19 protein-coding genes and 1 tRNA gene are annotated in these 23621 nt (G+C 65.4%); 13 read left to right on the forward strand and 7 right to left on the reverse strand.

Going from position 1 to position 23621, the window contains the following annotated elements; translation table 11 throughout:
* Positions 1-15: 15 nt before the first annotated feature.
* Both LPW26_RS15655 and LPW26_RS15660 read right to left on the reverse strand, forming a co-directional pair.
* Complete coding sequence (locus LPW26_RS15655; protein ID WP_238736343.1) at positions 16-1248, reverse strand: ABC transporter substrate-binding protein; 1233 nt, start codon at positions 1246-1248, stop codon at positions 16-18.
* A 30-nt stretch (positions 1249-1278) separates the two neighbouring features.
* Positions 1279-2778, reverse strand: coding sequence for an amidase family protein (locus tag LPW26_RS15660; protein ID WP_238736344.1), 1500 nt, complete (start codon positions 2776-2778; stop codon positions 1279-1281).
* 278 nt (positions 2779-3056) lie between these two features.
* Here LPW26_RS15660 and LPW26_RS15665 point away from each other — a divergent pair, with 278 nt between their 5' ends.
* Positions 3057-4013, forward strand: coding sequence for a helix-turn-helix domain-containing protein (locus LPW26_RS15665; protein ID WP_238736345.1), 957 nt, complete (start codon positions 3057-3059; stop codon positions 4011-4013).
* An 89-nt stretch (positions 4014-4102) separates the two neighbouring features.
* Here LPW26_RS15665 and LPW26_RS15670 read toward each other — a convergent pair.
* Positions 4103-4179: transfer RNA gene (locus LPW26_RS15670), tRNA-Arg, on the reverse strand.
* Positions 4180-4426: 247 nt separating this feature from the next.
* Here LPW26_RS15670 and LPW26_RS15675 point away from each other — a divergent pair.
* Positions 4427-4873, forward strand: coding sequence for a hypothetical protein (locus LPW26_RS15675; protein WP_238736346.1), 447 nt, complete (start codon positions 4427-4429; stop codon positions 4871-4873).
* 77 nt (positions 4874-4950) lie between these two features.
* Here LPW26_RS15675 and LPW26_RS15680 read toward each other — a convergent pair whose 3' ends face one another.
* Positions 4951-5859 carry a PhzF family phenazine biosynthesis protein gene (locus LPW26_RS15680; protein ID WP_238736347.1) on the reverse strand — a complete coding sequence of 303 codons (909 nt, stop codon included), beginning with the start codon at positions 5857-5859 and terminating at the stop codon, positions 4951-4953.
* A gap of 86 nt (positions 5860-5945) precedes the next feature.
* Between LPW26_RS15680 and LPW26_RS15685 the strand changes: the two genes are divergently transcribed.
* The gene (locus LPW26_RS15685; RefSeq protein ID WP_238736348.1) at positions 5946-6821 is read left to right on the forward strand and encodes a DMT family transporter; all 876 of its coding nucleotides are present in this window, start codon (positions 5946-5948) and stop codon (positions 6819-6821) included.
* 366 nt (positions 6822-7187) lie between these two features.
* Here LPW26_RS15685 and LPW26_RS15690 read toward each other — a convergent pair whose 3' ends face one another.
* Positions 7188-7517: a hypothetical protein gene (locus LPW26_RS15690; RefSeq protein WP_238736349.1), complete on the reverse strand. Its 330-nt coding sequence runs from the start codon at positions 7515-7517 to the stop codon at positions 7188-7190.
* A 101-nt stretch (positions 7518-7618) separates the two neighbouring features.
* Positions 7619-9082 (reverse strand): cryptochrome/photolyase family protein, encoded by a 1464-nt coding sequence (locus tag LPW26_RS15695; protein WP_238736350.1) that lies wholly within the window; start codon positions 9080-9082, stop codon positions 7619-7621.
* A 107-nt stretch (positions 9083-9189) separates the two neighbouring features.
* Between LPW26_RS15695 and LPW26_RS15700 the strand changes: the two genes are divergently transcribed.
* A complete protein-coding gene (locus tag LPW26_RS15700; protein WP_238736351.1) occupies positions 9190-9588 on the forward strand; it encodes a DUF2177 family protein in 399 nt (132 codons plus the stop codon).
* Between the two features lie 385 nt (positions 9589-9973).
* Positions 9974-10552, forward strand: coding sequence for a hypothetical protein (locus LPW26_RS15705; protein ID WP_238736352.1), 579 nt, complete (start codon positions 9974-9976; stop codon positions 10550-10552).
* Positions 10553-10681: 129 nt separating this feature from the next.
* On the opposite strand, the gene LPW26_RS15710 is transcribed toward LPW26_RS15705, so the two are convergent.
* Positions 10682-12526 (reverse strand): nucleotide pyrophosphatase/phosphodiesterase family protein, encoded by a 1845-nt coding sequence (locus tag LPW26_RS15710; protein WP_238736353.1) that lies wholly within the window; start codon positions 12524-12526, stop codon positions 10682-10684.
* Positions 12527-12684: 158 nt separating this feature from the next.
* On the opposite strand from LPW26_RS15710, the gene LPW26_RS15715 reads away from it, so the two are divergent.
* The 8 genes from LPW26_RS15715 to LPW26_RS15750 all read left to right on the forward strand — a co-directional run bounded on the left by LPW26_RS15715 (position 12685) and on the right by LPW26_RS15750 (position 23458).
* Positions 12685-14700, forward strand: a complete 2016-nt coding sequence (locus LPW26_RS15715; RefSeq protein ID WP_238736354.1) for an acetyl-CoA carboxylase biotin carboxylase subunit — start codon at positions 12685-12687, stop codon at positions 14698-14700.
* 5 nt (positions 14701-14705) lie between these two features.
* Positions 14706-15575 (forward strand): isocitrate lyase/PEP mutase family protein, encoded by an 870-nt coding sequence (locus LPW26_RS15720; protein ID WP_238736355.1) that lies wholly within the window; start codon positions 14706-14708, stop codon positions 15573-15575.
* A complete protein-coding gene (locus tag LPW26_RS15725) occupies positions 15572-15871 on the forward strand; it encodes an acylphosphatase (RefSeq protein WP_238736356.1) in 300 nt (99 codons plus the stop codon). Before LPW26_RS15720 ends, LPW26_RS15725 begins: the two co-directional genes overlap by 4 nt.
* Positions 15872-16607: 736 nt before the next feature.
* Positions 16608-17579: an ABC transporter permease gene (locus tag LPW26_RS15730; RefSeq protein ID WP_238736357.1), complete on the forward strand. Its 972-nt coding sequence runs from the start codon at positions 16608-16610 to the stop codon at positions 17577-17579.
* Positions 17580-17643: 64 nt separating this feature from the next.
* On the forward strand, positions 17644-18666 hold the full coding sequence (locus LPW26_RS15735) for a sugar ABC transporter substrate-binding protein (RefSeq protein WP_238736358.1): 1023 nt from the start codon (positions 17644-17646) through the stop codon (positions 18664-18666).
* 96 nt (positions 18667-18762) lie between these two features.
* Positions 18763-20880: an ABC transporter permease gene (locus LPW26_RS15740; RefSeq protein WP_238736359.1), complete on the forward strand. Its 2118-nt coding sequence runs from the start codon at positions 18763-18765 to the stop codon at positions 20878-20880.
* Entirely contained in the window at positions 20877-21965 is a 1089-nt protein-coding gene (locus LPW26_RS15745) for an SMP-30/gluconolactonase/LRE family protein (RefSeq protein ID WP_238736360.1), read from the forward strand. Before LPW26_RS15740 ends, LPW26_RS15745 begins: the two co-directional genes overlap by 4 nt.
* The gene (locus LPW26_RS15750; RefSeq protein WP_238736361.1) at positions 21962-23458 is read left to right on the forward strand and encodes a sugar ABC transporter ATP-binding protein; all 1497 of its coding nucleotides are present in this window, start codon (positions 21962-21964) and stop codon (positions 23456-23458) included. The genes LPW26_RS15745 and LPW26_RS15750 overlap by 4 nt, the downstream gene beginning before the upstream one ends.
* Positions 23459-23621 lie beyond the last annotated feature (163 nt).

Consider the following 23621-nt stretch of genomic DNA (forward strand, 5'->3'; position numbering starts at 1 on the left):
TCTCTCAAATATCGCTCAGCCGGTCGGGCCGAACTGCTGATTCAGGCCCGGATTCTTGACGAGGTCGCAGCGGTCGTCATCGATCACCGGCGGCAACTGCTCCCAGGTCTGCTGGATGGCGAACGCGCCGTCCTTCACTTCGGCCAGCGACATGTTGAGCAGGCAGTGGTTGGTCTTCGGATCGAACTGAACCTTGCCGCTCGGTCCTTCGATCGACAGGCCCGATGCAGACGCTTTCAGCATGGCGTCGCGGTCGGTGGAGTTCGCCGCCTTCACGGCAGCCGCCCATAGCATCATGCTCTGGTAGTCCGCAGGCGCGAGTGTGCCGATGAACTTGTCGGACGGGAACTTCGCCTTCCAACGCGCCTGGAACGCCTTGTTGGCCGGGGTGTCGACTTCGTCGAACACGTTCTTGCAGGTGATGATGCCCTCGGTGACCGTCTTGGGCAGGCGAAGATTCTCGCCGGAATCGCCGTAAGCATGCGCGGCGAGCCTGATCGTTTTGTTGAGGCCGGCCGCGGCCCACTGGCTGTAGAACGCCTCATGCGCAGGACCAACCAGCACCGCATAAATCACATCGGCCTTGGCCTGCTGGATCTTGTTCAGGATGGCGCTGAAGTTGTTGACGTCGAGCGGTGCGAAATCGGTGCCGACGATCTGGCCCTTGTTGGCGGCCGCGATCTCCTCCGCCCACTTCGCCGAGTACTGACCGAAATTGTAGTCCGCCGCGACCGTGTAGATGCGCGGGCCGGCTTTCTCGATCATGTACGGAATCATTTTCGAGAGCAGCTGCGGCGGGGTCGGCCCGGTGACGATCGTGTTGCGATCGCAGACGCCGCCCTCATAGATCATGTCATAGTAGTATGGAATCTTGCCGCGGCTGAGGATCGGCCGGATCACCTCGCGGGCCGCGCTGGTGATGGCGCCGTGCACCGCGACGACGCGGTCCTTCAGCACGAGCTGCTGGGCAAACTGGGCGTAGAGCTTGTTGTCCGACTGGGTATCGTAGTGGACGAGCTGCACCTGTCTGCCGAGCAACCCACCCGCGACGTTGATTTCATCGACGGCGAGTTGGATGGCGTGCAGCTTCGGCTGTCCAAACACCTGGAACGGGCCGGAGGTGTCCATCAGGAAGCCGACCTTGATGGGGGCGGCGGCAAGAACCGCAGGTGCGCCGAGTAGCGGCGTGACCCCGGCCGCGGCGACGCCGGTCGTCATTGTCTTCAGCAAATGCCGTCTGGAAATCATGGTGTCCTCCTTTGTGCGCCGAAGCGTCTGTTATGTTGCTTGCGTCGTGCGTGCAGAAGCGGCGGGTCGTTTCGGATCTGGCGGCGGCAGACGTCCCAGCTCCATTTCGGCGGCGAGACCAAGGCTGAGCAGTTCGGTATCGCGGCCGGCGAGACCGTCAAATTCGAGCCCCACCGGCAGGCCGTCCGACGTCAGCCCGGCAGCAAGGCTGAGTCCGGGCACGCCGAGCGCGCAGGTGAACCGGGTGTTCTGGATGAAAACCCCGACCTTGCTGACAACCGCGCCATTGACGGTGATTTCTTCCTCGAAGTAATCGCCGTCCCGGTTGATCGGCGGCGCCGGCAAAGGCTCGGTGGGAAACGCAATGGCATGAAGCCCATGTGCCCGGAACATTGCATCATAGCCGTCGCGAATGCGCGCCCGTGCAGCACCCCGTGCGGTGGCGACAGCCGCGGCTGTCAGCGGCGCTTCGCGCGCCAGCTGGAACATGCGCCGCGTATCCAGGCTGGCGATGGCGTCGACGACTTCAGTAGCGTCGAGATCGATGGCATGGCGACGGAAGAAGTCGGCGAGGTCGTCGCGCATGCCCACGTTGATCAACGTCCAGAACGTTTCGTTGGCTTCCGGAAGGTAGCTGGCATCGACTTCGATCAGCGTGGCGCCGGCGGATTGCAGCCGGGCAAGCGCCGCTTTGGTGACGCGCTCGACCTCCGGATCAAGCGCCTCCCAATAGTGCTGCCGGGGAACGCCAATCCGCATGTCCTTCAGCCGGGCGGAAGTGGCGTGCGGGGTGCCTGCGATCGCCGCGTGCATCAGCGCCACGTCTTCCACGGTCCGCGCCATCGGGCCGACGGTGTCGAGGTCGACCGCTAACGGCACCACGCCATCCAGCGAGTAGCGCACGCCGCCGACCGATGTCGGCCGCAGCGCCGCCGTGCCGCAGAACGCCGAGGGGATACGCACCGAGCCGGCCGTATCGGTGCCGAGGCCGACCGGCACGATGCGCGCGGCGATCGCCGCCGCGGTGCCGCCGCTCGATCCGCCGGCGACCCGGGAGGGATCGTAGGGATTGCCGACCGCGCCGAATGTCGGGTTCGACGAGGTGCCGCCGCCGGCCAGCTCGTGCATGTTGGCTTTGCCGAAAACGAACGCGCCGGCCTGCAGCAGCGCAGACACCACGGGGGCGTTGCTTCCAGGATGGTTGCTCTTCAGCGCGGCGGTCGAGGCCGAGGTCGGAAAGCCGATCGTGTCGATATTGTCCTTCACGGCGACAGGGATGCCGCCGAGCAGCCCCAGCGGCTCGTCCTTGCGACGCGCAAGATCGACGCTGCGCGCCGCCTCCATCACGCGCGCTTCGTCGCAATAAGTCAGCGCATTGAGATCGCGGTTGGCCCGCCAGTTCGCCAACAGGGCCGACGCATAGGCTTCGGCGGTCAGCCCGCCGTCGCGGATGTGCCCGGCAGCCTCTGTCGCAGTCAGGTTGGCGAGAGTGATGTCAGGCGCCGGCGCCACATGGCTGGATCGTGTCATTTGTTCATCCCTGCGCGGTGTAGTTGGCGTCTGCGTTCCCGAGCCCGGCCTCGATGGCAGACGAGCCGCTGGCTACCCACCGCTTACGCCGGCAATCTAAGCCCTGCCCAAACCGGTCGGCTTGTCCGGGCGTGCCTGCGACTTGACTGTCCTTGCCACTTGGGGAGCGCACAGGTAGCGTCAGGACCACGGCAAACGGCGGCTGTGTCGGGTCGCCATGGCAGGAACTGTGCAACAAGCGCGGAACATCGCATGACGCTGCACCGGAGTGAAACAAGATGAACCGCGCGGCCATCGCCTCGGCGAATGCGAGCGGCGGTTTCGAGTACTGGCATCAAGTCACTTGCCTGAACTATTCCACCACGGATTGCCGGATCCCGGATGACGCCGATTTTGACGGAAAGATCGACGTCAAGTCGCTCGGGGCGCTGCTGATCAGCGATATCGTGGCGTGTACCTCGCCCGACAACCCGATCCGCGTCACCCGGCGGGCGCAGCATATCCGCAAGGATGGGCGCGACGACTTCATGCTCTGGCTGACGCTGAAGGGCACCGCAACACTTGCGCAGGACGATCGTGCGGCGCTGATGCGCCCGGGCGATCTGATACTCCACGATCAGACGCGGCCCTTCGTTCTCGAATTCAGCGAGACCCATCGCTGCATCATGATCACCATTCCCCGGCCGCTGCTGATTTCGCGGCTGCCGACCGCGCGCCGATGCGTGGCGCGGCGGATCGCGGCGGGGACGCCGATCGGCGCGCTCGCGGCATCGATGACCGAGCACCTCAGCCGGATGGACGCGCAAGCCGAGCTCGACGTGGCGCAGCGGATCTGCGCGTCCGCGCTCGACATCCTGGCAACGACCATCGAGACGGAATTGAAGGAGCCAGCCGCGCCGCTGCCGCGCCGAGCGCGTCAGCTCGAGCAGGTCAAACGCTATCTAATCGATAATCTTCACGACACCGAGATCACGCTCGAGCAGATCGCGAAGAGCCAGCGCATGGCGCCGCGTACCCTGAACCGGGTGTTTGCGATGGAAGGCACCACGCCGATCCGGTGGCTGTGGCGGCAGCGACTGGCTGCGAGCTACAAGGCGCTCGCGGAAGGCCACGTGCAGCAGGTGACCGACGCGGCCTTCAGCTGCGGCTTCAGCGATCCCTCGCATTTCAGCCGCGCCTTCAAGGCCGAGTTCGGCCTCACACCGCAGGAGGTGAGCCGTCGCCGGCTTGCCTGACGAACACCGGGGAGGCGATGACAGCCTTCGTGGAACTGCGCAGCGGCGGGGAGGCCGGCTCTAGAAGCCGTGTGTTCGGGTCTGCCAAATGGCGCGCTCGGAAGGATTCGAACCTCCGACCCTCGGAATCGAAATCCGATGCTCTATCCAGCTGAGCTACGAGCGCCTTGGTCAAGGATCCGGCCACGACGCGGTCGGATCTGGGCCGATTACAGCATTTCGAACCGGATTCACAGGGGGGGTGGCGGGAATTGCCCAGGTTTCGGCTGGCAAGTCGCGGCTAGAGTTCTGCCCACTTTTTCGCCGGAATGGCATGCTTAACGAATTGCAAACATTGTGAAGCCACAGTGTGGGCTTGACGGTGCCGTGCCGCCGTTGTCCTGTCCGTTCGACATCTCAGTTGCCGATTGTCCATGCGAAGATTGCTTCCGCTGCTGCTGCTCCCTCTGGTGCTGATGGTGTCGCCGGCGCATGCCGACCTGCGCATCACCCGCGACCATGGCGGCTACGTCACCGAATACAAAGCCAAGTACGAGCGGATCCGTGATCGCCGCGAACGGGTGATCATCGACGGCATCTGCAATTCGGCCTGCACCATGGTGTTCGGCATCGTGCCGCTGAACAAGATCTGCGTCACGCCGCGCGCCAGCCTCGGCTTCCATCTCGCCTATTACGACAAGGCCTTCACCTTCGGCATCAAGGTCAACAGTTCCGAAGGTACCGACGAGCTGATGGGCTATTACCCGCAGCCGGTGAAGGACTGGATCCGCCGCAACGGCGGGCTCACCAACGAGATGAAGAAGATCAAGAACGGCAGGGAGCTGTGGAAGATCGTCGATCCGTGTCCTGAGGATTTTTGAGCCCGCCAGGCTCACGCATCGCGGTTGGGCGTTCCTGATGAGACCCTGGCCGGTGCGCGCGGCGATGAGCCGCGCATTCAGTCCAGCCCGAGTGTCCCGGCCATCACCGGCACGCAGCTCCCGCCGATCGACGTCATGGTGACTTCGCCGCTTTGCTTATCGGCACGGGCGAACAGCGTGCTGGGACGCCCCATCTCGAACCCCTGCATGATCGTCTTCGTCAGGCTCAAATCAGCCTCCGGCCGCAGCTGAGCGAGCAAGCCGATCAGCGCAACATTGGCGCTGCCGGTCGCGGGGTCTTCGGGAATGCTGTGCTGCGGCGCGAACATCCGCGCGCGGATGTCGATCGTGTCCTCATTCGTTTGAACATAGAGCAGCACGCTGGTCGCGGGGAGCTTCGCGATCTGATCCTGGAAGAGGTCGACGCGCGGCCGGGCGGCCACGAGAGCGTCGCGGCTCTTCAGCTCGGCCAAGATGAACGCGGCGCCGCACGAGGCGATGCAGGGTGTGTGTGCGGTCGTCGCGATGTCCTCTGTGGCGAGCGAACAGGCCGCCGTGATCAGTGCCGGGGCGACGTCCTGTCCGATCGACAGGCGTTGCGGCGACGTCAATCGCGCCCCGGTGATGGTCGCGCTACTCCGGATCAGCTCGATCGGCACCAGCCCCGCTTTTTCCTCGAACACGACGCGGTCGCCCGCAATGGGACGGCCGTAGCTTTCGCCGATCCGCCCGAGGACATAGGCGGTGCCGACATTGGGATGACCGGCGAACGGCATCTCGCCTTTCGGTGTGAAGATGCGCACCTCCGCGGTGTACGCGGGATCGCGCGGCGGCAGCACGAAGGTCGTTTCCGACAGGTTGAACTCCGCCGCGATGGCCTGCATTTGCGCGGTCGACAGCCCGTCGGCATTCAGCACGACGGCGAGCGGATTGCCGCCGAACCGTTCGGAAGTGAAGACATCGACGGTCTGAAATTGGAGCTGCATGTGCGGAGCCTGGGGTGGATGTGCTCGTCTTTGACCCGAGCATTTCGTGATTGCCTGCCACCTTACGATCGGGCACTCAGGCTGCAATGAAAAACTCCACCGAGCATTTGGCCGCGCGTGCGGCGCCGGCGATCTTCGTAGTGCTGTGGAGCACCGGCTTCGTCGGCACCAAATATGCGCTGAGCGGTGCCGAGCCGCTGACCTATCTCACCCTGCGGATGATCCTGGTGGTGGCGCTGATGGCGATCATCGCCTTCGTCGCCCGGCCGCGCTGGCCGAACCTCGCCGGCATCGGCCACAGCGTCGTCGCCGGACTGCTGGTGCACGGCGTCTATCTCGCCGGCACGGCGATCGCCATCGCGCATTCGGTGCCGGCAGGCCTGTCGGCGCTGATCCCCGGCCTGCAGCCGATCCTGACCTCGACGCTGGCCAATCGCTGGCTCGGCGAACGCGTCACCGTGCAGCAATGGCTCGGACTGGCGCTGGGCCTCGGCGGCGCGCTGATGATCATGCACAACCGCACGATCAGCGGCGATGCGGGATGGGGCTGGTTGGCATCAGGCTGCTCGCTGATCAGCATCACGCTCGGCACGCTGTATCAGAAGCGGTTCTGCAGCGGCATCGACTGGCGCGCCGGCAACATCGTGCAATTTCTCGCCGCGATGGCGCTGTTCGGCATCGGCGCGCTGCTGTTCGAAACCCGCGAAGTCCGCTGGACCGCCGAGTTCGTGCTGGCGCTGACCTGGCTGGCGCTGGTGCTGTCGATCGGTTCGATCGGCCTGTTGTACTGGCTGATCCGCCGCTCGGCGGCGACGTCGGTGGCGAGCCTGTTCTATCTGGTGCCGGCCGTGACCGCGCTGATGGCCTTCGTGCTGTTCGACGAGCGCCTCGACGCCATCGCCATCGCCGGCATGGCGATCTGCGCCGCCGCGGTGTTCCTGGTGAACCGGACGCGGGTCTAGCGGCAAGCGGCTATGCGGTCGTCCGGCTCAAGCCGAACGCATCGGATGAAGTCGGAGCGGGCCGAACAAGCAAGATGGGCTGTGGAATACTGGGGCGCGGGCCGAGCCGGGCGATGACCATGGGGGCAGGGTGGCGCCCCGTAGTCGGCCGTCAGTCCGGGGCGCTGCAAAGTCGCGAAGCCGGAATCCGGGGCGGCAACAAGCTCTGCACTTCGGGGGCGCACAGACGTGCCGTGCGCCCCGAATGAAGACGGGCGAAGCGCGCGAACTCACGGAGACAGATGCCCGACAGCTCTGCGTCACCCCCTCAGCAAGAAGCCTCCGGCCTGGTGACCGGAGGCTTCTGCGGTGGAGAAGGAAAGCGGCTCAGCGCTTGGACTTCTTGGCTTTCTTGCCAGCCTTTTTCGCGGCCGCCTTGGGAGCCTTCTTGGCCGACTTCTTGGCGGTTTTCTTCGCGGTCTTGCCGGCGGACTTGGTGGCTTTCTTCGCAGCCTTCTTGGCGGTTTTCTTGGCGGCCTTCTTGGTCGCCTTCTTCGCGGCCTTCTTGGCCGGAGCCTTCTTGGCCTTCTTGCCGGTCACTTTGGTAGCGACCTTCTTGGCCGCCTTACGGGCCTTCTTCACCACCTTCTTCACTTCGCCGGCGGCGGTGTCGATGGCGTCGGTCACTTGATCGATCAACGGCTTGTCGTCGTCCATGTCGTCCCCCAAGGGTTTGCAGAACAGGGTTTACAGAAACTGCAGATGGAATCGACGATAGCCGATTCGCGACTGTTAGTAGTGAGACTAACCAAAGTTGTTCAACGTTGACGCAGTTTGGCGTAGGCCGCAAGGGCCCGCTGCCGTCCGGCCTTGTGGTCGACGATCGGCTCCGGGTAGTTGTCGCCCAGCGCAACGCCGGCTGCGGCGAGCTCGACCGGCGTCGCGCTCCACGGCTGGTGAATGAATTTATTCGGCAGCGCGGCGAGTTCAGGCACCCAGCGCCGCACGTAATCGCCGGCAGGATCGAATTTTTCGCCCTGCAGCACCGGATTGAAAACGCGGAAATACGGCGCCGCATCGGCGCCGCAGCCGGCGACCCACTGCCAATTGCCGGGGTTGCTACCGGGGTCGGCGTCGACCAGCGTGTCCCAGAACCACGCTTCGCCGAGCCGCCAGTCGATCAGAAGGTGCTTCACGAGAAACGACGCCGCCACCATGCGGACGCGGTTGTGCATCACGCCGGAGTGCCAGAGTTGCCGCATCCCGGCGTCGACGATCGGATACCCGGTGCTGCCGCGCTGCCAGGCCTTCAGCGCGTCATCGTCGCTGACCCAGGGAAAGTCATCGAAGGCCGGCTGCAGATTGCGCGCCGCCATGTCGGGATGATCAGCGAGCAGATGCCGGCAGAACTCGCGCCAGCCGACCTCGCTGAGGAATTTGTCGACGTCGGCGGCGATCGCCGGCCGCTCCGCGGCGGCGAAACGCGCGGCGTACCAGACCTGCCGCGGCGTGATTTCGCCGAACCGCAGGTAGGGTGACAGAAACGATGTCGCGTCGCGATCGGGGCGGTCGCGGCCCGGCGTGTAGCCCGGCAGGCTTTCCAGGAAGGCGCTGAGTTTCTCGCGCGCGGCGTCTTCGCCCGCGACCCAGCTGTCGCGCAGGCCGCCGGCCCAATCCGGCTTGGTCGGCTCGAGTTGCCAGGAGGCCAGGTCATCACTCGGCAGGTCCCGCACGCCGCGCAGCTTGGCTGGCGCCGGCTGCGGCTTCGGCGGATCGCCGAGGCTGAGGACGCGGCGCCAGAACGGCGTGAACACCCGCAGGCCGCGGCCTTCCTTAGTGCGGATCGCAGCGGGCGCGGCGAGCAGATCGCTGCCATGGCGATGATGCGGAATGCCGGCGACGCTGAGCGCTTCGGCGAGGTCGTCGGCGACGGCGCGATAGGGCGCGATCTCGATCTCGATCCAGTGCACGGCTGCGGCATCTGTCTGGCGCGCCAACTCGGCGATGATCTCGGCGGTCGGGCCGCGGCGCAGGGTCAGCGCGGCGCCGCGCTCGGCGAGGTTGTTGTCGAGCGCACGCAGCGATTGCGCCAACCACCAGCGCGACGCCGCGCCGAAAGGCCGCGCCTCAGGGGGGCGGAGCTGTGGGCTGTGCTCATCGAGCACGTAGATGCAGATCAGTGGCGCCCCGCTGGCAGCGGCTTCATGCAGCGCCGGGTGATCGGACAGCCGCAGATCGTCGCGAAACCAGACGATGACGGGGCGGGATGCGGCTTTGGCCATCAGGGGATCCATCGCGAAGGAAATCGGACATCGGGCGTGTTCAGGCTTGCAACCGAACAAGAAGTGAAGCGTATTGAATATGATGCGGCTGTTTGCGGGAGGCTGATGTGAAGCGGTATGGCGTTCTTTATCTGGCGACGTTTCTGGTTCTGATCCCGCTGGATTTCCTTTTCCTCGGAACGATTGCGAAGAGCTTCTTCAACGCACAAGTCGGCGAAATGCTCGGCCCCGTCCGCATGGTGCCGGCGGTAATTTTCTATCTGCTGTACGTCGTCGGCATCCTGGTATTCGTCAATGGCGCGGCGACGGCGACCTGGCAATCCGCGTTGATCTACGGGGCGTTGTTCGGGCTGTTCTGCTACTCGACCTTCGAGCTCACCTCACTGGCGCTGCTGAAGCACTGGACCTGGCCGGTGGTCGCGGTCGACATCTCCTGGGGGATGTTCGTCACCGCGGTGTCCGGCTCGCTCGGCCTGCTGCTCGCCGACTGGTGGTCGCCGCGCTGACGGCGTCGCCTCTCGACGCCCTGAAATCCGTTTATCCGTCCAAGCCGCTGCGGCCGCGCTTTCATGTGCGGCCGCAGCTTTGCATGGTGCGATCATGTCACCGGCAAGGCGCCAACCGGGCGCCGGCGCGGCTGAACCTTCTCGGCTCCAGGTGCGACAGTTTGATTAGCAAGTTGCCCCGATAAAGCCTTCGACGCGCCGCAACGCCGCCGGAGCAGCTTGCAATCTCATCGTCGGTGACTTCGGTCACTGCGACTTGTGCGCAACGCTGTTGATAACTTCTCGGCGCGAAGCACGGAACTCGCAAGCGACGACGAAAGCTTAACCGAGCGTTTACGCCGGCGTGGAAATGCTGGTCGACAACCAACATGAAGAGCAAGGAACCATGACTGCCGCCGCTGTCCTGGCCGACGAGATCGGCATCGAACCCCACCGGATTTCCGACCGCTATGGCGCCGCACAGGCGCTCGGTGTCGTGCGCGACGGTGTGATCACCGGCGAGGGCCCGACTACGCAGGGCAGAGTCCACTTCTCGCGGACACTCGACGCAGCCGACGCTGCCTGGTGTGTGCGCATCCTCACAGCCAATGCGGTCGAGAACCAGCCGATCAGCCGCGCCGAGTGCGAAGCGCTGTTCGAGATCAACGCCGCCGCCGCCGAGCGCAAGGACGGCGGCCGCTTCGACGACCTGTTCGCCAAGGCTGTGGTGCATCACGCCGCCGCGGCCTCGGGTCTGCCGGTGCCGTCGCGCAGCGTCGCGCTCGCGCCCGACACCGAGATTGAGTCTTGGGCTCCGACCCAGGCGGTCGGCGTCAACACCGAAGTGCTGGAGTGGATCTCCCGGCAGATGCGCGGCAGCGCGCGTCCGAACAACCGCACCTTGATGCGGATGGTCGCGACCCTCATCGGCGTCGCCACCCTGCCGCTGATCCAGCTGCCGAACGTGTTCGATCTGGGGATGTAAGTCCTCCGTCATGGCCGGGCTTGTCCCGGCCATCGACGCCTTGCCGCCCGTCGAGGCTGGAAGACGTGGATGCCCGGGACGAGCCCGGGCATGACGAGTTGATAAGTGAAATTTCAGAAACGGCGGGGATTACTTCCCCGCCGTTTTCTTTTTGCCGGTGTCGTCGAGCCCGAGCGTGCGACCCGGGAAGCCGGCGGCGTCGAAATAGCGCTGGTCGCCGACGCGCTGGAACGCCAGCACGGTGCGCAGGCCGTTTGCCGGCTTGGAGCGGAGCACGCTCGACGTCGCCTTGGGTATCGCGCCGTCCGGCATCGCCTCGGTCATCACCCGGCCGACCAGGCTGCCCTTGTTGGTCGGCGTCAGGCCGAGCAGATGTGCGGCGGTGAAGCCGACGTCGGCGTTGCTGACGGGCAGGGGGTCGACGAAGCCGGCCTTGAAGCTCGGCCCGATCGCCGCCATGAAGTTCATGGTGTCGCCGCGGCTGAACGAGCCGTGCATGCCCTGGCCCTGCCGCAGCACGGTATCGGCGACCTGCACCGAGCAGGTGGTCGGCTCGGCGCATCCGGACGCGTAGGATCGGAAATTGACGACGATCGCCGGCGTCGGCGTGCGCGCCTGGCCCTTCAGGTTGAGCGCCGACATCGGCAGCGTGCCGGGAAAGCTGCCGAGCGCGTCGTCGACGAACAGGCCGCTGACATAGTCCTGGGCGAGCAGCGCCTTGATGGTCCGCGCGGCGAGTTTCTTGTCCTTGTTCGGCAGATAGATCAGGTCGGAGCCGCCATTGGTGGCGACCACCACGTCCGGCTTGGCGGGATCGGCGCCGAGCACGCCGTTGCCGAATTTGGGATGGGCATCGGCAGCGACCGGCTTGTTGCCGTCGTTCGGATCCGACAGCGGCAGCTGCAGCGCCTTGGCCAGATCGATCGCGAGGAAGCCCATCGGCAGAAAGCCGGCCGGCGTGTCCGCATAGGTCACCTTGGCAGACGGGCTGGTCTTGCTCTCCTTGGAGATTGTCGAGAAGCCGTGGTCGGCGGACACGATGATGTTGGTCGTGGCGCTCAGCCCGAGTTCATCCAGCGCCTTGCGAAGCTGCGCGAGGTTATTGTCCGCATTGCGGATTCCGGCCATCGAGGTCGGGCCGTTGATGCCGGGCGTGATGCTGTTGAGGCTGTCGCCCTGGTTGTGTTGGCTGCCGTCCGGATCGCGCGACCAGAACACCAGCACGAACGGCTTGCTGCGCTCCTTGAACAGCGGCAGCACCACCTTGGTGGCGACGTCGGCGAAATAGGCCTGCTGCGGGATGTTGGCGACCACGGTGCCGGGCGTCGTGGCGTTGCCGGCCTTGGCGTTGTCGCCGCGGGACGGCGTGGCGGTCGGCAGCCCGGCCTTCTCCAGCGCCGCCTTGATCTCGTCGGAGAGCGGAACGCCCTTGGCCGAGCCGGTGGCGTCGTCGAACACGACCGAATGCAGGCCGGGCTTGTCGGCGCGGTCGGTGTGGTCGAACAGCAGGGTCGGGCCGACCTTGCCGATCGCCGCGGTGCTCAGCCCCTTGTCGCGGGCCAGCTTCAGCAGGGTCTCTTCGTTCAGGTAATTGCCGTCGAAATGATTGTCGATGTCACCCAGCACGTCGTCGTTCTCGATGAACGGAACCACGGTGTTGCCGGCCGGGACCGAGGGGTAGCCGGTATAGATCGTGTTACTGAAGGTGCCGGTGTCGCCGAGGTAATGGCCGGTGGCCATCGCCGAGCTGTTGGCCATGGTAAAGGTCGGAAACAGCGAATGCGGATTCCGGAAATTGACCCCCTGGTCGCGCAGCGCCGCCATGGTGGGCGCGGTTTCCTGTGTCACGGTCGATGCCCGCAGGCCGTCGGGGATAAACAGAATCAGGTTGCGGGGCTGGCCGTTCTGGGCGAAAGCGGAGGCTGTCGACAGGAGGACAAGGCCCGCGGCGAGTGGGGTGAAGATGCGACGCATGGATATCCCTCGGGCTGGAAAAACGGGGGGCCGGCGACGTACCCCTTCGCATTAACTAGTTTTCCTCGGCGACAGAATTGTTACAAGCACACGCGCAATGCCGATTGCCGTCCCGGCCGGGAGGGCAGAACCACCCCAAGGTCGCAAGCAACAAGAACATGTTCAAACGCATCCTGATCGCCAACCGTGGCGAGATCGCCTGCCGGGTCATCAAGACCGCGCGCCTCATGGGTATCGAGACGGTGGCCGTCTATTCGGAGGCCGACCGCGACGCGCTGCACGTCGAAATGGCCGACGAGGCGGTCCTGATCGGACCGGCCGCGGCGGCCGAGAGCTATCTGGTGATCGAGAAGATCGTCGAAGCTTGCAAGAAGACCGGCGCCGAGGCGGTGCATCCCGGCTACGGCTTCCTGTCCGAGCGCGAGTCGTTCCCGCGCGCGCTGGCCGACGCCGGCATCGTATTCATCGGTCCGAACCCCGGCGCTATCGCCGCGATGGGCGACAAGATCGAATCCAAGAAGGCGGCCGCCAAGGCCAACGTCTCGACCGTGCCGGGCTATCTCGGCGTGATCGAGGACGACAAGCACGCCGTCAAGATCGCCGACGAGATCGGCTATCCGGTGATGATCAAGGCGTCGGCCGGCGGCGGCGGCAAGGGCATGCGCATCGCGCATTCGACCAGTGAAGTGGCCGAGGGCTTCAACCTCGCCAAGGCCGAGGCCAAGGCCTCGTTCGGCGACGACCGCGTGTTCATCGAGAAGTTCATCGTCGATCCGCGCCACATCGAGATCCAGGTGCTCGGCGACAAGCACGGCAACGTCATCTATCTCGGCGAGCGCGAATGCTCGATCCAGCGCCGCAATCAGAAGGTGATCGAGGAGGCCCCGAGCCCGCTGCTCGACGAGGTCACCCGCCGCAAGATGGGCGAGCAGGCCGTCGCGCTGGCCAAGGCCGTGAATTACGACTCGGCCGGCACCGTCGAATTCGTCGCCGGCCAGGACAAGAGCTTCTACTTCCTCGAAATGAACACCCGCCTGCAGGTCGAACATCCGGTCACCGAAATGGTCACCGGCATCGACCTCGTCGAGCAGATGATCCGTGTCGCGGCCGGCGAGAAGCTGCAGATCGCGCAGAAGGACGTGCACCTGACCGGCTGGGCGGTCGAGAGCCGCGTCTATGCGGAAGATCCGTTCCGCAACTTCCTGCCCTCGATCGGCCGCCTGGTGAAGTATCGCCCGCCGGCCGAGAGCAGCTTTGAAGGCGTCACCGTGCGCAACGACACCGGCGTGCAGGAAGGCGGCGAGATCTCGATCTTCTACGATCCGATGATCGCCAAGCTGGTGACGCATGCGCCGTCGCGCGCCGCGGCGATCCAGGCCCAGGCGCACGCGCTCGACGCCTTCTACGTCGACGGCATCCGCCACAACATCCCGTTCCTGTCGGCACTGATGACGCATCCGCGCTGGCGCGAGGGCAATCTGTCGACCGGCTTCATCGCCGAGGAATTCCCGCAGGGCTTTGCGGCGCGTCCGCCGGAGGGCGAGGTCGCCCGCCGCATCGCCGCGGTCGGCGCCGCGATCGACCGCGTCATCGGCGAGCGCAAGCGCAAGATCTCCGGCCAGATGATCGGCCGCGCGGTGATCCGCGAACGCCGCCGCTGCGTCTGGCTCGATCGCACCGAAATCCCGCTCGACGTGATCCGCGAGGGCGAGGGCTTCGTGGTGCGCTTCCTCGAGGCCGATGGCTCGCTCGGCCAGCCGCACCAGCTGCTGTCGTCGTGGATTCCCGGCGAACCTGTGTGGGAAGGCACGCTCGACGGCCATCCGGTGGCGATGCAGGTCCGCGCCATCCCGAACGGCTTCCGGCTGGCGCATCAGGGCTACGAAGTCGGCGTCAACGTCTTCACCGAGCGCGAGGCTACTGCCGCACGCTGGATGAAGGAAGGCGACAAGGCCGACACCGGCAAGAAGGTGCTGTGCCCGATGCCCGGCCTCGTCGTCTCGATCGCCGTGGCCGAAGGCCAGGAGGTCAAGGCCGGCGAGACGCTCGCAGTGGTCGAGGCGATGAAGATGCAGAACGTGCTGCGCGCCGAGCGCGACGGCCAGATCAAGAAGATCCACGCCGCCGCCGGCGCCACGCTGGCGGTCGACGCGGTGATCATGGAATTCGCGTAAGCGCCATGGCCTGGCGCGACCGCCGCGGTGCGCTGCGCTCGATCCTGTCCGGATCGGCCTGCGTGCGCCCCGCGTCGGTCTATGACGCGATCTCGATCCGGATCGCCGACGACCTCGGCTTCGGGCTGGGGATGTTCGGCGGTTCGGTCGCCTCGCTGGCGATCCTCGGCGATCCCGACATCGCCCTGATCACGCTCACCGAACTTTCCGAACAGATGCGCCGGATGGCGCGCGCCGCGGCGCTGCCGGTGCTGGTCGATGCCGACCACGGCTACGGCAACGCGCTCAACGTCCGCCGCACCGTGCAGGAGCTGGAGGCGGCTGGCGCCGCCGGGCTGACCATCGAAGACACCCTGCTGCCGCAGGCCTATGGCGAGGCCAAGCCGCAACTGATTTCCCACGACGAAGGCCTCGGCAAGATCAAGGCGGCGCTCGACGCGCGGCTCGATCCGAGCCTGGTGATCGTCGGCCGCACCGGCGCCTGCGCGATTAGTTCGCTCGACGATGCGATCGAGCGCGCGGTGGCCTATGAGGCGGCCGGCGTCGATGCGCTGTTCTTCACCGGGGTAAAGACGCGCGATCAGCTCGCCGCGATCAGCGTCGCGACGACGCTGCCGATCGTGCTCGGCAGTCCTCCGGCGGAGCTGGCCGACTGGGACTATCTGGCCGTGCAGCGGGTACGGATCGCGGTGCAGGGCCACGCGCCGATCGCGGCGGCGACCGAGGCGGTGCACAAGACGTTGTCCGCCATCCGCGCCGGTGTCGCGCCAAAACAGCTCACCGGGCTGGCGTCCGCCGAACTGATCGATCAGATCACCCGCGCCGACCTCGTCGCCGAGCGCGGCGTGCATTTCCTCGGATTGAAGCGGCCATGACGGCGATCCTCCGCCAGGTCACGATCCGCGGCCGCGTCCAGGGCGTCGGCTATCGCGTCTGGGTGGCGCAGACCGCGGAGTCCTACGGCCTCGACGGCTGGGTCCGCAACCGCCGCGACGGCAGCGTCGAAGCGCTGTTCGCCGGCGCCGAAGTAACCGTCGCAGACATGATCGCCAAATGCCACCACGGCCCGTCGGCCTCGCGTGTCGACGCGGTGGCGGTGGAAGAGGCGGGTGCCGAGCTACTGGCGCAGCGCGGGGCGGGCGAACGGTTTTCGATTTTGCCGACCGTGTAGTCGGATCGTCGCGCTCCGCTCAACTAACCGTCATGCCCGGCCTTGTGCCGGGCATCCAGGTTCTTGTGCGTTGAGGCAAGGAAGACGTGGATGGCCGGGACGAGCCCGGCCATGACGGCGTTGTGCGCAGTTATTTGATGAGAGCCGTTCTGCTAGGTGGAATCTTGATGATGCGCAGCCACAAGTACAACCTCATGGTGAGGAGGCGCGCAGCGCCGTCTCGAATCATGCGCCACCGGCACTGTGTGGCCCCATCCTTCGAGACGCCCGGCTTCGCCGGGCTCCTCAGGATGAGGATTCAGTGCCTCTGGAAAAGGCCGGGTTGCTTCAATCAATCGATGAAGTGCACGAGTATCAAGATCCACGTCTCCGTCATCGCGAGCGAAGCGAAGCAATCCAGACTCCGGGCGCTGCAGCTGGATTGCTTCGTCGCTGCGCTCCTCGCCATGACGGGGCGAAGTCTTGCGTGCTGCCGCTGCGACTTGACGTGTCATTCTTGGCGGCGATTGCGTGCCCCGGCGCGACGCCTGCTCTTATCATCCGTCGCACGTCTCATTATCGCGCATCGCCAACCTGTGATTGTCGCCGCTGTCTTGATCGCGCAGCACGCATTCGCGCCGACGATCTATCGTCGATGCAGCGCACAAATTTGCGAGTTGTTAGTGCGACAATTTGGCCTTGCAATTAGTAAAAAGACGGGGGAGGATCGGGTAACTAAAAAGAAGCAAGGCTTGGGATGGCGCTCAGTCGGGTTAGTCAGCAGGGCATCGTGCTCGGCATTTTTGCCGTCATGTTTGCCGCATTCGTCGTTTTTCTGCCGGGTTTCTTCACCACTGCGAATATGCTGACGCTGCTGCAGAACGTCTCTGTTCTCGGCATCCTCGGCCTCGCGATGGCGATCGTGGTGATCGGCCGCGGTATCGATATCTCGCTCATCGCCGTGCTCGCCGTGCCGCCCGGGCTGGTGCTGCAGATGGTGCAGGACGGCAGCTCGCTGCCTTTCGCGCTGTCGGTTGCGTTGCTGCTGTCGGTTGCGTTCGGTGTGTTCAACGGTTGGCTGATCGCCTACGCTGAAGTGCCGGCGCTGTTCACGACGCTGGCGAGCGGTCTACTTCTCGCGGGTTTCGGCCAGGCGGCGCTGTTCAAGCTCGACGTGGTGCAATGGAGCCCCGGCATGCAGGGCTTCGAATGGCTCGGGCAGGGGCAGTTGCTCGGCGTTCCATTGCCGATCATCGTGTTCGCGATCGCGTGCCTGTTCGTCGCCTTCCTGCTTCGCAGCACGCGGCCCGGCGCCTATATCTACGCGGTCGGCGACAACCCGAGCACCGCGCGCGTCACCGGCATTCCGACGCGTCCGATCGTCGTGCTGCAATACGTGCTGGCGGCGCTGATCGGCTGCTTCGCCGGCCTGGTGATGGCGTCGTCGGTCAACAGCATGCCGACCCGCATCTTCAATTCGACGATGATCTACGACGTCATTCTGGTCGTCGTGCTCGGCGGCATCGGCCTGTCGGGCGGCCGCGGCGGTGTGCTCAACGTGGTGATCGGCACGCTGCTGATCGGCACCATGCTCAACGGCATGACGATCATGGACGTCTCGTATTCGGGGCAGAATCTGGTGAAGGGCGTCGTGCTGCTGATCGCGGTGATCGCCGACTCCTTCCTCAACCCGCGCAACGAGGAGACCGCCCAGCAGGGCGACATCTAGCGAACGACCAAAGCCACGGCGAGCAACGCCGGGCGACGAAGGCCAACGACCAGGGGAGGTAATGATGTCGGTTCAACTGAAGCGAACTGCACTACGGCTGATCTTCGCCGCGACCGCGGTAGCGGCGATGGCGCTGCCCGCACGCGCGCAGCAGGGGCTCGACGAGCCGTTCCAGGCGCCGTTCAAGGCGGCGCTGGCCGGCAAGACCGTCGCCTATATTCCGGTGGCGATGAATTTCGACCTCACGGAAGGCTGGTTCGCCGGCGTCAAGCGCGAGCTCGAGCCGTTCGGCATGAAGGTGATCGTGCGCGATCCGAACTGGAGCACCAGCGCCGGCGCGCAGGCGCTGACGACGCTGATCTCGGAGAAGCCGGCGGCGATCATCGTGCACAATCCCGACGTGCAGACCTACGCCAAGCTGCTGCAGCGCGCCGAGAAGGAAGGCATCTTCATCATCCAGATCAACATGGGCTCGGTGTATCGCAGCTCCGCCTTCGTCGGCGCGAACTGGATCGAGGTCGGCGAGCGCGCCACCGAGGCGGTGGTGAAGGCCTGCGAAGGCAAGTCCGGCAAGGTCGCGATCATGCAGGGCGCGTTGTCGGCGGCGACCTCGGCCTATACGCTGAAGGGCGTCGAGAACGTGCTGGCCAAGCATCCGGAGATCAAGGTGGTGTCGTCTCAGGCGGCCGACTGGGACGCGGCCAAGGCCAAGGCGATCACCCAGACCGTGCTGAAGCAGAACCCGGATTTGTGCGGAATCGTCGGCTTCTGGGACGGCATGGACATCGGCACCGCAGCGGCGGTCAAGGAAGCGGGCCTCACCGGCAAGGTGTTCGTCGCCACCTCGGGCGGCGGCGAGCGCAAGGGCGCCTGCGAGCTGGTGAAGTCGGGCGCGTTCGATCTCAACCTCAGCTACGACGTGCCGATCCAGGCCGCCGACATGGCGGCGATGATCAAGTGGCTGCTGTCGTCCGGCGTCAAGCCGGGCGAGGTGAAGGGCTCGATCTACACCACGTTGATCCCGATCACCAAGGAGAACGCCAGCTCCGACACCGCGTGCTGGAATCTCAGCGACCTGAAGAAGTAGCGCACGCGTTTTCCGATCCAGCGCCGCCCGCGTATTGCGGGCGGCCGCTGCGGGCGCGCGCCCTCACATCGGCGACCATCCAGTCCAGCGGGCACCATGCAAGAAACTCTCGTCAAGTTTAAGTCGCGCTACTGGCCGGATCATCTGCTCGGCGAGATCCTGTCGAAGCGGTGGACCGAAACCGCGATCCCGATGATCGTGCTGATCGTGGTAGCGGTTGCGCTCAGCCGCGCGATCCCCGGCTTCCTGTCGCCCGCGTCGCTCGGCGACACCGCGCGGCAGGCCGGCGAGATCGGCTTCGTGGTGCTCGGCATTGCGCTCGTCGTGATCGTCGGCGGCATCGATTTGTCGGTCGGCTCGATGTTCGCGCTGTGCGACTTCTGCGCGCTGTATTGCCTCAACGTGCTGAACTGGCCGGTGCCGGCGGTGATCGTCGCCACCATCGCCTGCGGCGCACTGCTCGGCAGCATCAACGGCATCCTGATCGGCTATCTGCGGCTGCGGGCCTTCATCACCACGCTGATCACGCTGATCATCTTCCGCTCCGCCTACGATCTGCTGCTGGTCGGCAATTCGGTCAAGATCGCCTCGTCGATGCCGGACTTTCCGTTGTGGGACTTCATCGGCGGCGGCGACGTGTTCGGCGTCCCGAGCGTGGCGCTGCTGTATGTCGTGATCGCGATCTTCGGCCATATCTTCCTGACGCGGCTGCGACCGGGCTGGCACATCACCGCGATCGGCGGATCGCGCCGCTCGGCATATAATTCCGGCATCCCGGTCCGCCGCACCATCGCGCTGTGCTACGTTGCCAGCGGCGCCCTGACCGCGATCGGCGCGCTGTTCTTCGCCGCAAGGCTCGGCACCGTCGGCGGCGACGTGGGCGTCGGACTCGAAGTCACGGTGCTGACCGCGACCGTGCTCGGCGGCATCACGCTCGGCGGCGGCAAGGGCTCGGTCGCCAAGGCGCTCGCCGGCACGCTGATCGTGCTGCTGATCACCAACGGTCTGACCACGCTGTCGGTGCGCGGCGGCTATAACCGCATGGTGCTGGCGTCCATCCTGCTGGTCGCGGCGATGATCGACATCCGCTGGCTGAAGAATCGCAACCGCATCATCAGCAAGGTCTATGTAGCGCCGGCCTATCACTACCTGCCGCCGCCGCCGTCGACCGAGATCGGCAAGGGCGGGCCGTTCGAGCAGAACGACAAGCTGCGCGACGTCTCGCTGATCGGTCTCGGCAAGATCGAGGCGCCCGAGGACGTGATCCTCGACCGCCACGACAACCTCTATGCCGGCTCGCGGCACGGCGATATCATGAAGTTCCATGCGCCGGACTACACCCGGATGGAGGTGTTCGCGCATATCGGCGGCCAGCCGCTGGGCATGGCGTTCGACCGCAACGACAATTTGTACTGCTGCATCGGCGGCATGGGGCTGTATCGGATCACGCCGGACGGCAAGGTCGAAAAGGCGACCGACGAAACCAACCGCAGCCTGTGGTCGGTCAACGATGACAGCCGATTGCGGCTCGCCGACGATCTCGACATGGCCGACGACGGCCGGATCTTCTTCTCGGAAGCCACCGTGCGTTACGAGATGGACGAGTGGCCGGTCGACGGCCTCGAGGCGCGCGGCAACGGTCGCATCATCTGCTACGATCCGAACACCAACACCACCCGCACCGTGCTGCGTGGGCTGAAATTCCCCAACGGCATCGCGATCGCCAGCGACCGCCAGTCGATCCTGTTCGCCGAAACCTTCGGCTGCTCGATCAAGCGCTATTGGTTCGACGGGCCGAAATCCGGCAAGGTCGAAGTGGTGATGGACAATCTGCCGGGCTATCCGGACAACATCAATCTCGCCTCGGATGGCAACTACTGGCTGGCTTTGGTCGGGATGCGTTCGCCTGCGCTCGATCTGGCCTGGCGGATGCCGGACTTCCGCCGCCGCATGGGCAAGCGTCTGCCGGTCGACGAATGGCTGTTCCCGAACATCAACACCGGCTGCGTCGTCAAATTCAACGAGCAGGGCCAGATCCTCGAATCCTTCTGGGACCTGTCGGGCGCCAATCATCCGATGATCACCTCGATGCGCGAGCATCGCGGCCATCTCTATCTCGGCGGCATCGCCAACAACCGCATCGGCCGCTACAAGTTAGAGGGCGCCGACCCGAACTTCGTGCAGTACGACAAGCGATGGGGGAAACAGGCATGATCCCGGCGCTTCGCGAATTCGCGCATCGCTTCCTCGGCCGCGGCGAGGGCGCCATCACGGTGCCGCCGTTCGACGGCGCGCTGAAGCCGAACCAGGCGCTCGAACACGCCGAGACGGTCGCCGAGCTACCCGCAGCCGAAGACCTCGCCACGGATGGCACCGTGCTCTATGTCGCGGATGGCGATGCGGTGCTGCGGATGGAGGGCGACAAGCTCACGCCGGTCCGCCGCTTCGAGCAGCCGCTGACGGCGCTGTGCGCGCTGCCGGACGGCCGGCTCGCCGTCGCACTGGCCGGGCGAGAGGTGCGGGTGTTCGCGCCGGGTGACGGCGCCGACATCGTGATCAACGGCTCCGGCATGACCGCGGTGAATGCGCTCGCGCCTGGACGCAGCGGCACCTTGCTGGCGACCGACGGCTCGACCGAACGGGCCTATGCGGAATGGGGCCGCGATCTGCTCAGTCGTGGGCGCAGCGGCCGGCTGCTGTCGATCGATCTCGCCTCGCGAAAGGTCGAGGTCGTCGCGTCGGGTCTGCGTTACGCATTCGGCGCGGCGGCTTCCGGCGATGCGGTGCTGGTCAGCGAGAGCTGGAGCCATCAGCTGATCGCGATCGGCGACGGTGCCGCCAAGCCGGTGCTCGATCATCTGCCGATGTATCCGTCGCGGCTGACGCCGGCGCCGGACGGCGGTTTCTGGCTCACCGCCTTCACGGCGCGGACGCAACTGATCGAATTCGTGCTGCGCGAAGCCACCTATCGCCGCCGGATGATGGCGGAGATCGATCCGGAATTCTGGATCGTGCCGCGGCTGCGGGCCGGGCAGTCGTTCCGTGAACCGATGCAGGGCGCGCATCTGAAGACCATGGGCGTCATCAAGCCGTGGGCGCCGCCGCGATCCTACGGCCTCGTGGTGCGGCTCGGCCGCGACTACGCGCCGCTGTATTCGCTGCACAGCCGCGTCGACGGCAGCAATCACGGCGTGGTCGCCGCGGTCGAGATCGCGGGCAGCCTCTACGTTCTCGCCAAGGGACCGGGCCGGCTGCTGCGCATCAAGCTCTCCGAGGTCGAAGGCGAGGTCGGCGCATGACGGACAATGTTCTCGAATTCCGTAAGGCGACCAAGCTGTATTCCGGCGTGCCGGCGATCGACTCGGTCGACTTCCAACTGCGCCGCGGCGAGATCCACGCTCTGGTCGGCGAGAACGGCGCCGGCAAGTCGACGCTGACCAAGGCGATGGCCGGCGTGGTGACTCTGACCTCCGGCATGATGCTGGTCGACGGCAAGGAGGTCGCGCCGAAGACCCCGCTTGAAGCGCGGCATCTCGGCATCGGTATGGTGTTTCAGGAGAACAGCCTGGTGCCGACCATGACGGTGGCGCAGAATCTGTTTCTCGGACAGGAGAAGTTCTACAACCGGCTGCGCGGCATCTACATCGCCGCCCAGCAGTTCCTGCAGTCGCTGAACTTCGACGTGACGCCGACTGCGACAGTGGGGATGCTGGGCGCGGCGCAGAAGCAGATGGTCGAGATCGCCCGCGCGGTGCTGCATCAGGCCAAGGTCATCATCTTCGACGAGCCGACCGCGACGCTGACGCCGGAGGAGAAGAAGTACTTCTTCGACCTGGTGCGCGACCTGAAGAAGCGCGGCGTGTCGATCGTGTTCATCTCGCACGCGCTGGAAGAGGCGCTGCTGCTCGCCGACCGCATCACCGTGCTGCGCGACAGCAAGCACGTCGTCACCGACGACGCCCGCAATTTCGATCGCGATCGCATCATCCAGGCGATGGTTGGACGCGATCTGTCGAACACGCTGTACGGCACGCGCAAGGCCACGGTGCGCCCGGCCGGCGAGCGGATGCTGACGATCCAGAATCTGAAGCTGGCGCCGATGGTGAAGAACAATTCGCTGTCGATCTTCGCCGGCCAGATCACCGGCGTATTCGGCCTGGTCGGGGCGGGGCGGACCGAGACCTTCAAGATCGCCGCCGGCGTGCTCAAGCGCGACATGTTCCACGGCGGCGAGATCCTGCTGCGCGGCGAGCCGGTACGCTACCGCGTGCCGGCGCCTGCGGTGAAGGACGGCATCGCCTACATCACCGAGGACCGCAAAGTCGAAGGCTTCTTCGAGACGATGTCGATCGCCCGCAACGTCTATCTCGGGCTGCTCGCCAAGTTTCCCGGCGGCCGCTTCCTGCTGTCGCGCCGCGAGGCACAGACCAGCGGCGAGGACTGGATCAAGCGGCTCAACGTCCGGGCGATCAGCACCAAGGCCAAGGTGGTGGAACTATCCGGCGGCAATCAGCAGAAGGTCGTGATCGCCAAATCGCTCGCGCAGGATCCGAGCGTGGTGATTTTCGACGAGCCAACCCGCGGCGTCGATGTCGGCGCCATCGTCGAGATTCACGAACTGATCAACCGGCTCGCCGACGAGGGAAGGGCGGTGGTGGTGATCTCGTCCTATCTGCCGGAAATTCTGGCGCTGTCCGATCGCATTCTGGTCAGCCGACAAGGCAAGGTGGTCGAGGAATTCTCCTGCCTGGACGCGACCGAAGAGAAAATCATGTACGCCGCCATCCATTGATGGGCGCCGGGATCGCGCACGCGACTGCGCCGGTTGTTTAGGGCACCGGCTCGCGCGATAGCGTGATCGCCGCTCGCCTCGCGCCAGGCCATGCGACGCCAGGACGAGGCGTGTGGCCTCTGGACGTTTTGACAAACGCTGTTTGTTAATGACAAATGCAACC

This window comes from Rhodopseudomonas infernalis (assembly GCF_022271405.1).
In the GTDB taxonomy this organism is placed as follows: Bacteria; Pseudomonadota; Alphaproteobacteria; order Rhizobiales; family Xanthobacteraceae; genus Rhodopseudomonas; species Rhodopseudomonas infernalis.

Bases quoted from the DNA above. Each gene is read 5' to 3' on its own strand.
- LPW26_RS15655 (WP_238736343.1), bottom strand. From the start codon at position 1,248: ATGATTTCCAGACGGCATTTGCTGAAGACAATGACGACCGGCGTCGCC.
- LPW26_RS15660 (WP_238736344.1), bottom strand. From the start codon at position 2,778: ATGACACGATCCAGCCATGTGGCGCCGGCGCCTGACATCACTCTCGCC.
- LPW26_RS15665 (WP_238736345.1), top strand. From the start codon at position 3,057: ATGAACCGCGCGGCCATCGCCTCGGCGAATGCGAGCGGCGGTTTCGAG.
- LPW26_RS15675 (WP_238736346.1), top strand. From the start codon at position 4,427: ATGCGAAGATTGCTTCCGCTGCTGCTGCTCCCTCTGGTGCTGATGGTG.
- LPW26_RS15680 (WP_238736347.1), bottom strand. From the start codon at position 5,859: ATGCAGCTCCAATTTCAGACCGTCGATGTCTTCACTTCCGAACGGTTC.
- LPW26_RS15685 (WP_238736348.1), top strand. From the start codon at position 5,946: ATGAAAAACTCCACCGAGCATTTGGCCGCGCGTGCGGCGCCGGCGATC.
- LPW26_RS15690 (WP_238736349.1), bottom strand. From the start codon at position 7,517: ATGGACGACGACAAGCCGTTGATCGATCAAGTGACCGACGCCATCGAC.
- LPW26_RS15695 (WP_238736350.1), bottom strand. From the start codon at position 9,082: ATGGCCAAAGCCGCATCCCGCCCCGTCATCGTCTGGTTTCGCGACGAT.
- LPW26_RS15705 (WP_238736352.1), top strand. From the start codon at position 9,974: ATGACTGCCGCCGCTGTCCTGGCCGACGAGATCGGCATCGAACCCCAC.
- LPW26_RS15710 (WP_238736353.1), bottom strand. From the start codon at position 12,526: ATGCGTCGCATCTTCACCCCACTCGCCGCGGGCCTTGTCCTCCTGTCG.
- LPW26_RS15715 (WP_238736354.1), top strand. From the start codon at position 12,685: ATGTTCAAACGCATCCTGATCGCCAACCGTGGCGAGATCGCCTGCCGG.
- LPW26_RS15720 (WP_238736355.1), top strand. From the start codon at position 14,706: ATGGCCTGGCGCGACCGCCGCGGTGCGCTGCGCTCGATCCTGTCCGGA.
- LPW26_RS15725 (WP_238736356.1), top strand. From the start codon at position 15,572: ATGACGGCGATCCTCCGCCAGGTCACGATCCGCGGCCGCGTCCAGGGC.
- LPW26_RS15730 (WP_238736357.1), top strand. From the start codon at position 16,608: ATGGCGCTCAGTCGGGTTAGTCAGCAGGGCATCGTGCTCGGCATTTTT.
- LPW26_RS15735 (WP_238736358.1), top strand. From the start codon at position 17,644: ATGTCGGTTCAACTGAAGCGAACTGCACTACGGCTGATCTTCGCCGCG.
- LPW26_RS15740 (WP_238736359.1), top strand. From the start codon at position 18,763: ATGCAAGAAACTCTCGTCAAGTTTAAGTCGCGCTACTGGCCGGATCAT.
- LPW26_RS15745 (WP_238736360.1), top strand. From the start codon at position 20,877: ATGATCCCGGCGCTTCGCGAATTCGCGCATCGCTTCCTCGGCCGCGGC.
- LPW26_RS15750 (WP_238736361.1), top strand. From the start codon at position 21,962: ATGACGGACAATGTTCTCGAATTCCGTAAGGCGACCAAGCTGTATTCC.